General features: G+C 45.2%; 13 protein-coding genes. 2 read left to right on the top strand and 11 right to left on the bottom strand.

The window, feature by feature from the left end; genetic code table 11:
• Window positions 1–286: 286 nt before the first annotated feature.
• Window positions 287–1,846, top strand: coding sequence for a histidine kinase N-terminal 7TM domain-containing protein (locus MKY92_RS09525; protein WP_339300380.1), 1,560 nt, complete (start codon window positions 287–289; stop codon window positions 1,844–1,846).
• A gap of 263 nt (window positions 1,847–2,109) precedes the next feature.
• On the opposite strand, the gene MKY92_RS09520 is transcribed toward MKY92_RS09525, so the two are convergent.
• From MKY92_RS09520 to citZ, 4 genes are all read right to left on the bottom strand, one after another.
• The gene (locus tag MKY92_RS09520) at window positions 2,110–2,529 is read right to left on the bottom strand and encodes a hypothetical protein (RefSeq protein ID WP_036610969.1); all 420 of its coding nucleotides are present in this window, start codon (window positions 2,527–2,529) and stop codon (window positions 2,110–2,112) included.
• A 141-nt stretch (window positions 2,530–2,670) separates the two neighbouring features.
• The gene (gene mdh, locus MKY92_RS09515; RefSeq protein ID WP_036609827.1) at window positions 2,671–3,612 is read right to left on the bottom strand and encodes a malate dehydrogenase; all 942 of its coding nucleotides are present in this window, start codon (window positions 3,610–3,612) and stop codon (window positions 2,671–2,673) included.
• Between the two features lie 15 nt (window positions 3,613–3,627).
• Window positions 3,628–4,920, bottom strand: coding sequence for an NADP-dependent isocitrate dehydrogenase (gene icd, locus MKY92_RS09510; protein WP_339300378.1), 1,293 nt, complete (start codon window positions 4,918–4,920; stop codon window positions 3,628–3,630).
• A gap of 147 nt (window positions 4,921–5,067) precedes the next feature.
• Window positions 5,068–6,180: a citrate synthase gene (gene citZ, locus MKY92_RS09505; RefSeq protein ID WP_017689488.1), complete on the bottom strand. Its 1,113-nt coding sequence runs from the start codon at window positions 6,178–6,180 to the stop codon at window positions 5,068–5,070.
• Window positions 6,181–6,710: 530 nt separating this feature from the next.
• Here citZ and ytvI point away from each other — a divergent pair.
• Window positions 6,711–7,829: a sporulation integral membrane protein YtvI gene (gene ytvI, locus MKY92_RS09500; RefSeq protein ID WP_339300377.1), complete on the top strand. Its 1,119-nt coding sequence runs from the start codon at window positions 6,711–6,713 to the stop codon at window positions 7,827–7,829.
• 100 nt (window positions 7,830–7,929) lie between these two features.
• Here ytvI and MKY92_RS09495 read toward each other — a convergent pair whose 3' ends face one another.
• The 7 genes from MKY92_RS09495 to MKY92_RS09465 all read right to left on the bottom strand — a co-directional run bounded on the left by MKY92_RS09495 (window position 7,930) and on the right by MKY92_RS09465 (window position 13,026).
• A complete protein-coding gene (locus MKY92_RS09495; RefSeq protein WP_076209101.1) occupies window positions 7,930–8,328 on the bottom strand; it encodes an FxsA family protein in 399 nt (132 codons plus the stop codon).
• Window positions 8,329–8,335: 7 nt separating this feature from the next.
• The gene (locus MKY92_RS09490) at window positions 8,336–8,842 is read right to left on the bottom strand and encodes a thioesterase family protein (protein ID WP_339300376.1); all 507 of its coding nucleotides are present in this window, start codon (window positions 8,840–8,842) and stop codon (window positions 8,336–8,338) included.
• A 131-nt stretch (window positions 8,843–8,973) separates the two neighbouring features.
• Complete coding sequence (pyk, locus tag MKY92_RS09485) at window positions 8,974–10,401, bottom strand: pyruvate kinase (RefSeq protein ID WP_017689492.1); 1,428 nt, start codon at window positions 10,399–10,401, stop codon at window positions 8,974–8,976.
• Between the two features lie 105 nt (window positions 10,402–10,506).
• Window positions 10,507–11,538, bottom strand: a complete 1,032-nt coding sequence (locus tag MKY92_RS09480) for an acetyl-CoA carboxylase carboxyltransferase subunit alpha (protein ID WP_036609840.1) — start codon at window positions 11,536–11,538, stop codon at window positions 10,507–10,509.
• Window positions 11,539–12,432, bottom strand: a complete 894-nt coding sequence (gene accD, locus MKY92_RS09475) for an acetyl-CoA carboxylase, carboxyltransferase subunit beta (RefSeq protein WP_036609844.1) — start codon at window positions 12,430–12,432, stop codon at window positions 11,539–11,541.
• A 63-nt stretch (window positions 12,433–12,495) separates the two neighbouring features.
• The gene (locus tag MKY92_RS09470) at window positions 12,496–12,630 is read right to left on the bottom strand and encodes a hypothetical protein (protein WP_339300375.1); all 135 of its coding nucleotides are present in this window, start codon (window positions 12,628–12,630) and stop codon (window positions 12,496–12,498) included.
• A 207-nt stretch (window positions 12,631–12,837) separates the two neighbouring features.
• Window positions 12,838–13,026, bottom strand: coding sequence for a hypothetical protein (locus tag MKY92_RS09465; protein WP_017689496.1), 189 nt, complete (start codon window positions 13,024–13,026; stop codon window positions 12,838–12,840).
• Between the last annotated feature and the right edge of the window lie 258 nt (window positions 13,027–13,284).

Here is a 13,284-nt window from a genome sequence, read left to right as displayed (position 1 = left end):
TAGGATGGCAGTAACAGTCCAGATTATTCTTCTGTGATCAACAGCAACTCAAGTCTCAGCGTGCTGTCTCTAATCGTTATTTACCACGATCTTTGGATATCAAACAACCTATTTGCTTCAATGCCTGTTTTGCCAAAATTCGAAATTTATTCAAAATTAGACTGTTTCATGATACAAAGCGTATTCCTATGCTGCATGGGCTGATGTACAATGTACAGTATACTGATGTGCTTTAACTCTCATTTTTATTGGTTTAATCATTCTAAACTAACATGGAGACCTGACAATGGAATCGCATATTAATTCATATATAACACTCGTAGCTACTTCAGCCGTGCTGAATGTCTTTTTGTGTTTATATACCTATTTCAGAAGATCCGAGATCCCCAGTTCCAAAATATTCATTCTCTACACAGCAGCACTCTCCATATACACTTTTGGTTATGCGATTGAGCTAGCCAGCAACACGCTGGAGCAGATGATGTTTTGGACCACCGTGGAGTATATAGGCATGCCCTTCTCCGCATCTCTTGGCCTCATGTTGATGATAAAGTACACTGGAAAAACGTTATCCAAAAAGGTAACTGCCTCATTGTTTGTAATCCCTTCCGTTACACTAGCTATGGTTGCAACCAATGACTTTCATCATCTATTTTATAAAAAAGTATGGCTGAGAGAAGATAGTCCCGTTCCTCTGATGGATATCGCAGTGGGCCAATGGTATGTTGTACACGGTGCATTCACCTTTTCCTGTCTGTTATGTGCCTGCCTCATTCTGATCGGACAATGGAGACATACCAAGAAGATGTATCGTCGTCAATTACTTACTCTCATTACTTCACAGATTATTCCTATGGTCGCAGCTTTTCTGTATTTGCTTGGTGTGACCCCCGGCGGGATGGACCCCGTACCCGTACTCATGTGTATCACGTCTGCTATGTATATCTGGGCGATTCTATCCTCACGTCTACTGACCATCGTACCCATCGCCAAAGACAGTATTTTCGAGAGCATGCGTGAAGGTGTTATTGTACTGGATAGTTTCAATCGACTGGTCGATTACAACCGATCTCTGCGTGACATGTTGCCAGAGCTTGATACAGCCATGATTGGCCAACCCTTGGATGATATCTGGCTTAATCTTGCTGGAAAGACGTTTCCCGTTGAATACGGAAGAGAAGGATTGCAAACCGATCTGTACTGGCAGTTAAATGGAGAGACCGTCTGTTACCAGGTCAGGACATCTTACGTGTATAACAAGGATGCACAGACTGTGGGCAGTCTAATTATGTTAATCGATATAACGGAACAACGCTTCTTGCAAGAACAGCTGAAACAACTGGCTTATTTCGATGGTTTGACCAAAATCTATAACCGCACTCAATTTTTGCATAGAGGACGGGAGATTTTGAGTGAAGCTCAGCTTAATCTGCAACCTGTTTCATTTATTTTATTTGATATTGATTACTTTAAACGCATCAACGATACGTACGGGCATGATGTTGGCGATCAGGCCATCATTCATGTCGTCTCTGTTTGTAATCGATATTTAAGCCCTGAGATGTTGTTTGCCCGTTATGGAGGAGAAGAGTTTGTCATCGCTCTTCCGAATACCTCGCTTCAAGAAGCCGAGAAACTTGCCGAACAACTGAGAGTTGCCTTATTGAATGACCCCCTGGATGTTAAGGGAGTGCCTATTACACTGACCTCAAGCTTTGGTATTGCCCAGTACAATGGAGGGTCAGATTCGCTGGAGTCCTTGTTACGCGACGCTGATACTGCCTTGTACGAATCCAAGCGCAACGGTCGAAATGCAGTGCGTGCGTATACTGTGAGTACAACCTAACCAATGTAGACCGTATCTGATGGAATATGCATGCTGTTATGAAGGGTAGTGATCCCTCTAGTTCCAGTTTAAATACACCGAGGACTGCTGATCTCATCTCGATAATAAAAAGATAGACAGCCAATGAGGCTGTCTATCTTTTTATTTGTTTCAACGGAACACCATCTTACATATCATATGGCTTGTCCTAATTACGTCTGCAAACGCTTAACCAACAACTAACAATACATCTTCGTAGGATGGATTAATCGTCCACAACGCACTTAGATCACCTGATTATTCACCATCAGGTACACCATGATTAGCAAAAATACAGCCAGAAGTGTACTGAACATACGGATTTTGCTTTGCTCAGGGCCCACATCACGCTTGTTCTTCACACCTTCTGCAGCGAGTCGCAGCGGTTTACCCATAATTCCTCCAATAGCCGCAATAGCTAAGAGCAGAACAACAACAACAGCCATCCAGACATGAGAATACTCACCTTTGGTCATCAGGTAACCACCAGTAAGAAGTTGGATTACAAGTCCATACTGCGCGACTTTGTTCAAAGAACGAAGCGATGCAAAGGCTCCCTCTTGTGCTGCAGCATTCAAGGTACGGATTTTTCCGACCACAAATGGCAGAATCAAATAGAATCCCATCGCCAGTGCTCCAACAATATGGAGCAGATACATAATCATTGTCAAAATTTTCATCCTCCTCAACATTTTCGGTGTGCTATACATCACATTCCATTATACTGGGGAACTTATCCAAAGAAAAGAAAACCTCCGGGTTTACCGGAGGTTTTCTTTTAGCTTCTGTTCAAAAAGTTTTCAAACTTACAGGTTTACTACCGAAATGACGTTGCGAACCGAATCAGCCGATTTATCCAACCCTGCTTTTTCTTCCGCAGTCAGGTCAAGTTCGAATATTTTCTCAATGCCGTTACCACCCAGAATGGTTGGTACACCGAGGAACAGATCATTATAGCCATATTCACCTTCAAGATAAGCGATCACTGGAATGATACGTTTCTTGTCCTTCAAAATCGCTTCGGTCATCTGAACAAGTGAAGCCGCTGGAGCGTAATATGCACTGCCGTTACCAAGCAGGTTCACAATCTCACCACCGCCTACACGTGTGCGCTGCACGATGGATTCGATCCGGTCAGCCGGAATCAGCGTATCTATCGGAATGCCTCCCACGCTCGAATAACGAACGAGAGGCACCATATCGTCTCCGTGACCGCCAAGAACGAATCCACGAACATCTTCAACAGATACGTTCAACTCTTGCGCAATGAAGGTACAATAACGTGCTGTATCCAGAACACCTGACTGACCGATAACACGGTTTTTAGGAAAACCAAGGGTCTGATAAGCTGCATAAGTCATCGCATCCACCGGGTTGCTTAGAATAATGACGATGGAATCAGGGCAATATTTTTTCACATTTTCACAAACGGACTTCACGATACCCGCATTCGTATTGACCAGATCGTCGCGGCTCATACCCGGTTTACGGGCGATACCAGCGGTGATGATTACAATCTCAGAACCTGCAGTATCTTCGTAGTTGGAAGTACCCACGATATGACTGTCAAATCCTTGAACAGGACTTGCTTCCATCATATCGAGTGCTTTCCCCTTCGTCGGGTTCTCCAGTTGAGGAATATCAACCAGCACAACATCCCCGAGTTCTTTTTGGGCAAGCATTAATGCGGTCGTAGCACCGGTAAAACCGGCGCCGACTACTGTGATTTTTTTGCGCTGAATAGTCAAGATTCACATCTCCCCTTACAGGTTTTTAATGATTTGATCCGCGAATTCAGAACATTTCACTTCAGTTGCGCCGTCCATCAGACGTGCAAAGTCATACGTTACTGTTTTATTGTTAATGGATGTTTCCATACCTTTGTAGATCAGGTTAGCTGCTTCTTGCCATCCCAAGTGCTCAAGCAACATTACTCCGGACAGAATAACGGAACCAGGGTTCACGACATCTTTGTCCGCGTATTTAGGTGCAGTACCGTGAGTTGCTTCGAAGATAGCATGTCCTGTTACGTAGTTGATGTTCGCTCCAGGAGCGATACCAATTCCGCCAACTTGCGCTGCAAGTGCATCGGACAGATAGTCACCGTTCAGGTTCAATGTTGCGATAACATCAAATTCGCCTGGACGAGTCAATACTTGTTGCAGAGCGATATCGGCAATCGCATCTTTTACGATGATTTTACCAGCATCTTCAGCAGCTTTTTGTGCTGCATTCGCTGCATCTGTACCTTCTTTTTCTTTGATGATGTCGTATTGTGCCCATGTGAATACTTTGTCAGCGAACTCTTCTTCAGCCACTTCATATCCCCAGTTTTTGAAGGCACCTTCTGTGAATTTCATGATATTACCTTTGTGTACCAATGTAACCGTCTTACGGTTATGGTCAATTGCGTACTGCACTGCTGCACGTACCAGACGTTTCGAACCTTCGGAAGAAACTGGTTTGATACCAATACCGGAAGTCTCAGGGAAACGGATTTTGTTAGCACCCATCTCCTGTTGCAGGAACTGGATCACTTTTTTCACTTCTTCAGAACCTTCAGCATACTCGATTCCTGCATAGATATCTTCCGTATTCTCACGGAAAATGACCATGTCTACCAACTCAGGACGTTTAACCGGAGAAGGTACGCCGTCGAAATAACGAACAGGACGCAAGCATGTGTACAGGTCAAGCTCTTGACGCAGGGCTACGTTCAGGGAACGAATACCGCCACCGATTGGCGTAGTCAATGGTCCTTTGATCGCTACGATATACTCACGAATGGCTTCCAGTGTATCATTCGGCAACCACTCACCGTATGTATCGAATGCTTTTTGTCCAGCAAACACTTCATACCAAGCGATTTTTTTGTTGCCATCATAAGCTTTTTCAACAGCTGCATCCAATACACGTTTGGAAGCTTTCCAGATATCACGGCCTGTACCGTCACCTTCGATAAATGGAATGATTGGATTACTAGGTACTTGAAGTGTACCATTATCAATTTGGATTTTTTCGCCTTCAGTTGGGTGAGCAAATTTTTCTAATTTCATAGTTAAAATTCCTCCTAGGTTTCGTATATGCAGTATTCATCATACCACTAGTCTTGTTGAGAGAAGGGTCCTGAGAGCCCAAGCCAGTAAAGCCTCTGCTTTCCAACCCTTCACCTCGTCTATATTATTATACTGTTTTTGCGGCTATTAGCGAAGTTCAATAGAAACGTATTTCTGTTCTGTAGGGCCAGTGTACTCCGCACGTGGACGAATAATGCGATTGTCCGCAAGCTGTTCCAAAATATGCGCAGTCCATCCAGACACCCGGCTGATCGCAAAGATTGGAGTGAACAATTCCTGTTCGATCTCCAGTTGGGTATATACAGAAGCAGAATAGAAGTCTACGTTAGGCTTCAGTCCTTTTTGTCCTGTTACCAGTTCCTCGATCTTCACAGACATATCATACAAACGCGTATCATTGTTCATCTCGCCAAGTTCCTTGGACATCTTCTGTAGATGTTTGGCACGTGGATCGCCGTTTTTGTACACCCGATGTCCAAAGCCCATGATTTTTTCACGATTATTCAGTTTTTCCTGAATTGCCGCTTCAAGACGATCAGGCGTACCGATCTCATTCAACATTTTCATAACGGCTTCATTAGCACCGCCATGCAGTGGTCCCTTCAGTGCGCCAATGGCGGAAGTTACACCGGAATAGATATCTGACAGCGTAGCAACCGTTACACGGGCTGCAAATGTCGAAGCGTTTAACTCGTGATCCGCATGCAGGACAAGGGCTTGATCCAATGCTTTCACTGCGGTCTCGGATGGTTCTTCACCAGTCATCATATATAAAAAGTTCTCTGCGATGGAAGCGCCTTCTTTTGGAGCCACAGGTTCTTTGCCCTGACGGATACGGGCGATGGCTGCCACAATCGTTGGCAACTGTGCTTGCAACTTAACCGCTTTGTTCTCATTCGCTTCCGTTGTCATCTCATCCGCTTGCTCGTCGTACAGTGCAAGTGCAGAGACAGCGGAACGAAGTGCTGCCATGGTGCTGACGTTTTTCGGATACAATTGGATTTGTGCAATCAACTCGCTCGGAATCGGCGCGTAATCGCTCAGGCTTTTACGAAGGGATTTCAGTTCATCCGTTGTTGGCAATTTACCAAACCACAACAAATAGGCAACTTCTTCAAAGCTGGCATGTTCAGCCAAATCGTCGATATCGTAACCACGGTATGTAAGCACACCGTCTACAATAGAACTGATCGAAGAGGTTGTTGCAACGATGCCTTCCAGACCTTTGGTAGCTGTCATATACATCTCTCCTTTAATAAGCGAAATCAGGAACCATTCCAGAGTGTCATATAAGTGCCAAAATGCACCTATTCTCTTTTTGTAAACATTTTCATTTTAAAATTAACAAATATTTCAAACTACGGTTTTCCTATCTGTCAATCGGTATTTACTTATAACATCATACTGGATTTTGTCGTTTATGTGAACATGATGAGAGTTCATTCGCACATCAAACTTCTTTATCGGACCGATAAAGCATTTTTGAAAGCCTTTACAAAAACAAGGTTGACATTTAATGTTTTTTAACCAATCTTGTCGTATGAAGAACTTTCTATTGCTATATTCTGTAATGCTAAGGCATACTCTAGGCAAAAGAAAGAATCCCCGCAGATTTTGTTCAAAAGTCCGCTTTTGAACAAGATCTGGTAACATCCCGGCGTTTCAAAACCTTGTAAATGCTCTATATTAATTAAGATAGCCATCTATTTCTAATACTGCTTCCTGGATCATACATAGGTCGGCTTAATTGAAATAAGGAGAGTTGATGCTTGGATAGAATAATACTGAAACGCCTGCTCCGCGGCTTATGGGTTATCATTGCGGCCGTTCTGATCGCCGTTGCCATATACTTGCTGTTCCCGCTCTTGTACCCTTTTGCAATTGCCTGGATTATCGCCTATGCCATGAATCCATTAGTGAAACTGCTTCAGCATCGAGCACGATTCCCGCGCTGGCTGGCTGTGACTCTTTCACTGATCCTTTATTTTGGAGCCATTGCGGTGGTGCTGTCTGCGGCGATTACCCGCATGGTAAAAGAAGTCATTTCACTTACGACAAGCTTTGATCTTCATGTTGATGAGATCAAGGACACGTTTGTGCGCTGGACCCAGAATGACACCATTCAAAGTTTGACTGCGCAGATCAATGAATTTTACAAGGAAAATCCCAACTACCAGGAAACCATCAACAGCAATATTAGTAAAACAACTGAAACGGTGGGTACAGCCGTCACAGATCTGGTCACCGGATTTTTCAACATGATTCTGAGTCTGCTGACTTCCCTGCCTAACATGGGCGCGGTATTAATCGTTGTTCTGTTGTCTACATTCTTCATTAGCAAAAGCTGGACCAGGCACAACATCACCGTATCGGGATGGGTACCCTCTTCCATTCGCAAGCCGATATCCGACATATGGACCGACCTTAAGAAGGCATTGTTCGGATACGCAAGAGCACAATTGATCATGATCTCGATTACAGCACTATTCGTTATGATTGGACTACTTATATTGCAAGTTAATTCAGCCTTCACCATTGCTCTGATGATTGGTTTGGTCGATCTGCTTCCTTATCTGGGTGTGGGCCTTATCATGGTGCCTTGGGCAGCGTACCTCTTTATGAATGGGGATCTGTATCTGGGTATTGGCATTAGTATTATCTATCTGATCTTACTGATCGCCCGTCAGATTATTGAACCGAAGGTACTTGCAAGCAGTGTAGGGCTCGACCCACTCGCCACGCTGGTTGGCATGTTTGTGGGTTTGAAGTTGTTCGGTGTTCTGGGCTTGATTATTGGCCCTGTCAGTCTCGTGATTCTCGATGCGTTCAATCGGGCTAACGTATTACGCGACCTCAGAACGTATATCATCAACGGACGTGTCCGATGAGGCATCATCTTATGAGCACACAGGAAAAATAAAAAGGCTTCGTTCAACAGAAATGTTCTGTTGAGCGGAGCCTTTTCCATTATGCATAACAACTGGTGTTTCATTTCGGACGACGATAAAACGTAATTTTGCCACTTTTCATTTTTTTCTCTAGCCATCCCAGGAAGAACAGACGGTAAACCGGACGTGTTAATGGAAATATCAGTGTAAACCCGATCAGATCCGTTACAAAACCTGGAATCAAAAGTAAGAAACCACCGACAAAAATAAAAAGACCATCGACCATTTTTCTTCCTGGTACCTTGCCACGCTCCATCTCGGATTTGGCGTCCACAAGTACTTTTCGCCCTTCAAACTGCAACATTGCTATACCAATCAAGGACGTGAGAATCATGAGAAGCAATGTCTTTCCGGCTCCGATCCAGTCACTCATCAGAATAAAACCAAATAATTCAATCACCGGAATGATTAAGAGTAAAGCCCACATCCATTTTCGCATTGACGTATTACTCCTTTCCCAAAAGCCACACCTTTTCAAGCGCGCTGTATAACTCAGAGGCTGCCTTATCCAGCCGAACTGGCTTCCAGTCCCCATTCACCCACACATGCTGGGTAGAACCTGTAACTAGCCGTTCACCGGGGAGTAATTCATCAGTTGACCATACCCGTTCTCCAATCGCCATATGCTCATCAGGTTCTTCAGACATGCGTCTTACGTCATACTCATAATTCAGTCGCAGACCACTAAATGCAGCAATACGGGTGAAAATGATAATCTCATCATCATATCGGGCAGGCTTGTGATACTTCACATCCAGTCCGGTTACGGGAAGCAGTAACCCCTGTTCCTCCATTTTACGATATGTATACCCCATTTGGCGAATCATCTCAGTTCGACCGATTTCAAACCAATTCAAATAGTTCGCGTGGTAGACCACGCCCATCTGGTCACTTTCTTGATAGCGTACACGAAGACGTGCCGCATACCAGCTACCGTTGCTCTGTTCTCGCACGTTATCAGCCTCCTTCGTTCTATCATTCATACGTGTTACATCGCTGCAAAGTGTCAATAAGATGGAAAAAAAGCAACGGGACAATAAAGCCCCATTGCTTCTTTTCTGTTGCTTCTCCATCCAAGACGCTATTAAGCGTTGTTTGGAATTTGGCTTACTTTAATCAGGTTGGTAGAACCGGAACGACCCAAAGGTACACCTGCTGTGATCACAACCAGGTCTCCTTCTTTAACAAGTCCGGATTTTACGCCGCCTTCAATTGCGTTTTCGAACAAAGCATCCGTGGAATCAACCAGTCTTCCTTTGACAGGAGTTACACCCCAAGCCAGAGCCAAACGACGGGAAGTTCTGTCTTCCGTTGTCACAGCGATAATTGGAGATTCTGGACGATACTTGGAAATCATGCGTGCAGTGTGTCCTGATTCAGTCGAAGTGATGATCGCTTTTGCGTTCAAATCTTGAGCTTGGAGAGCAACCGATTGGCTGATTGCTTCTGTAACTGTTGTTTGTTGAGCAACACGTTGTTTCAGGTACAACTCTTGGTAAGGCAGAGCAGATTCTGCTTTTTCAGCAATACGGGACATGGTCAGAACAGATTCAACTGGGTATTTACCCGCAGCTGTCTCACCGGACAACATGATTGCGTCCGTACCGTCAAAGATCGCATTCGCCACGTCACTTGCTTCCGCACGTGTTGGACGCGGGTTACGCTGCATGGAATCCAGCATTTGTGTAGCTGTGATAACCGGTTTACCTGCAACATTACATTTTTGGATCATGCGTTTTTGTACCAATGGTACTTCTTCCGCAGGAATCTCAACACCCAGGTCTCCACGAGCAACCATCAGGCCGTCAGACACTTCAAGGATTTCGTCGAGGTTATCGACACCTTGTTGGTTTTCGATTTTGGAGATGATTTGGATATGTCCAGCATTGTGTTTTTCAAGCAATTCACGAATCTCAAGTACGTCACTTGCTTTACGTACAAAAGAAGCCGCGATGAAATCGACACCTTGTTCGATACCAAATACGATATCGTTAGCGTCTTTTTCGGTGATACCCGGCAGAGAAATGGCAACGCCCGGAACGTTAACACCTTTTTTGCTTTTGATCGATCCGCCGTTAACGATACGGCATTTGATCTCGGTGCCTTGCACTTCCACCACAGTCAGTCCGATCAGACCGTCGTCGATCAGAATTGTAGATCCCGGTTCAACATCATTCGGAAGATCTGTATACGTAATGGAAAGACGTTCTTTGGTTCCCAGAATTTCTTCTGTTGTCAAAGTGATGTACTCGTCTTGAACCAATTCGATTGGTTCAACTTCGAGTTTACCTGTCCGAATTTCCGGTCCTTTGGTGTCCAGCAGGATCGCTACTGTTTTGTTCAACTCTTCGCATGCTTGGCGAATCGCAATGATCCGTCCGCCGTGCTCATCGAAATCACCGTGGGAGAAGTTCAGACGGGCCACATTCATACCGGCCATAATCAATTTTTTGGTGTTCTCCAGAGATTCACTGGATGGACCAATGGTACATACAATTTTCGTTTTACGCATTTTGGGTTTCCTCCGATTTTAAAGGTATTACTCTTTATCTATTTTTCTTTTTCCAACTATTAAATTTACTATACTTTTGCTCATTTGTATAGGAAATTCGTCACATTATTCAGCATTTCCCGACAAATTACTCGCAACATCGACTTTTACAAGCTCTTGAGGGGCTTCAATGGATGCTTGAGGTTCAAACGTGACTGATCCAATTTTACGGAATTTCTCATAACGATCCTGTTTCAGCTGATCCCCGCTCCAACCCTTCATATCGTCCAGATGACGGACCAAGGCTTCACTGATGAAAGCAGCAGACGCTTCATAATCCCGATGAGCACCGCCGCGTGGCTCAGGGACAATCTCTTCAATGACTTCCATCTCCAGCAGGTCTTTGGCTGTTATTTTCATTGCTTCAGCCGCCTGATCTGCCTTGGATGCATCCTTCCAGAGAATCGAAGCAGCGCCGTTCGGAGAGATTGCAGAATAGATCGCATGTTCCAGCATCAACACACGATTACCCACAGCCATAGCGAGGGCACCACCGCTTCCACCTTCGCCGATGACCACAACAATAACAGGAACCGATAGCTTCGCCATCTCCATCAGGTTGCGAGCAATCGCTTCCGATTGACCTCTCTCTTCTGCAGTATTACCCGGATACGCCCCTTTAGTATCAATAAACGTAATAATAGGACGGCCAAATTTGTTCGCTTGTTTCATCAGACGAAGTCCTTTTCGGAAACCTTCTGGATGAGCGCTGCCGAAAAAGCGGGCGATATTATCCTTCGTGTCTTTCCCCCGCTGTTGTCCGATTACCGTTACTGTCTTTCCATTCAGCTTGGCAAGTCCGCCAACAACCGCAAGATCGTCTCCGAACATGCGATCACCGTGCAGCTCAATGAAGTCCGTAAATATAAGCTGGATCAGGTCCAGCGCCGTTGGGCGCTGCTGATGCCGGGCCAGATGCATCTTCTGAGCTGCTGTTATGCCAGTGTAGATCTCTTCTTCAAGTCTATGGTAACGTTCTTCCAGGCGGGCAATCTCGTCCGTGAAGTCGATGCCTTTTTCCTGTCCAAACTGTACGAGTTCATCAATCTTTTTGCGCATCTCAACCAGAGGCGCTTCATATGGCAACTCACCCGCCATTTAGACCCCTCCTTTTTCACTATGCATATCCAGAAGCTTGCCAAGAGTGGCCCGAAGCTCTTTCCGGTGCACAACCATGTCCAACTGACCATGTTGCATATTAAATTCAGCCGTCTGGAAATCATCAGGTAACTTCTGACGGATGGTCTGTTCGATAACGATTCTGCCGGCAAAACCAAATACAGCGCCAGGTTCGGCAATATTAATATCGCCCAGGCTCGCAAAACTTGCCGAGACTCCACCTGTCGTTGGGTCCGTAATGACCGAAATGTACAGCCCGCCCTGTTCATCCAAACGGGATAAAGCTGCGCTTGTTTTGGCCATTTGCATGAGGCTGAGAATACTCTCTTGCATCCGGGCACCACCTGATGTTGAGAAAATAATCAATGGTAACCGTTTCTCTGTGGCATGCTCAATGGCACGGGTAATTTTCTCCCCTACTACAGAACCCATGCTGCCTGTGAAGAAATCAAAGCTCATGACAGCCACAACTACAGGCAGGCCATCAATGGTTCCTTCCCCCGTAATTACAGCTTCCTTAAGACCTGATTTCAGGCGCTGTTGTTCCAGTTTGTTGCTATATCCAGGAAAGCCAAGTGGATCAACCGATATCATATCAGCATCAAACTCAACAAATCCTTGATCATCAAGTACCATAGCAATGCGCTCCATAGCGTTAAGACGCATATGGTAACCACAGGCAGGACATACTTTCAGATTTTTCTCCAATTCCTTGCTATATTGAATCGTGCCGCATTTGCTGCACTTGTTCATAAGCCCTTCAGGTATTTCACGTTTTGGGCGTTCTAGGACTTCCTGGCCTTCGCCGGGAAGTGCACGCTCGGAAGGTATGGTAGCGTACTTCCGTTTCTTCTGGAATATATCTTTGAACACAACTACACCTCTCCAGCCGTTGATTTGATGGCCGCAACCTGCAGAGCGCTGCTTGTGGCAGCTTCATCCGCGTGCTACGGTAAACCGCTTACGACCCACACGCTGCCATGGGCCTTGTCCAGCATTCACAACAAAAAAATCCGCCGGTACATGGCAAGGATCACCGGCTTCTGTCAGCACGATTGATGTTACCTGCAAAAACCGAAAGATTGTTGCGCCGATGTTTGAATCTATCTTGGTAGGGTCTCCGGGAGCAATCAGGTCGGTCCTTGTCCTAACAAAAAAAGAAGGAAGGACAGCAGCATACAATACATGCAAGTCGATTCCTCTCTCCGCTTACGCGATTAGCCCCTTATGTACCGATGGTACTTCTTCATCTGCCAAGGCACGTTGATGTCGAACAAATCAGGAATGCAGAATGGAATTCAACACTTCCTGGACCTCTTCCAATTCCCCAGAAGGGACGCGAATCTCAAATTGCTGCTTGGATAAACTGATGGGACGGGTCTGTACCAGAAAACCTTCTTCCGAAAGCTTGGTCTTGATCTTGTCCGCAACCTTTGCTGTCGGTGCAATGTAAATCACCGTCCACATGCCTTGTCCGCCCCCTAAGCTAATGTTCAGAGCCCGTATATTGGACTAATGATAACATACCTCACTTTTTTTCTGCAAGAAAGGGTTCGGGACCTTTGGGGAGAATTTGGGATCATGAGGGACATTAGTCCCCCACGAATAACTCATATGGTTGACGAAATCTTCTTGTTCATACCTCTTCCATAAGCAGCCGCAAGCTTATCAGGGCAGCGTCAGCCGCCCTTGAAGACCTTCATATGAGCCATTAGATTGACCATA

It is taken from the genome of Paenibacillus sp. FSL R5-0623 (genome assembly GCF_037974265.1).
Classification (GTDB): domain Bacteria; phylum Bacillota; class Bacilli; order Paenibacillales; family Paenibacillaceae; genus Paenibacillus.
Note: the sequence above shows the minus strand (reverse complement) of the source record. Positions and strands in the feature narration are given on the sequence as shown.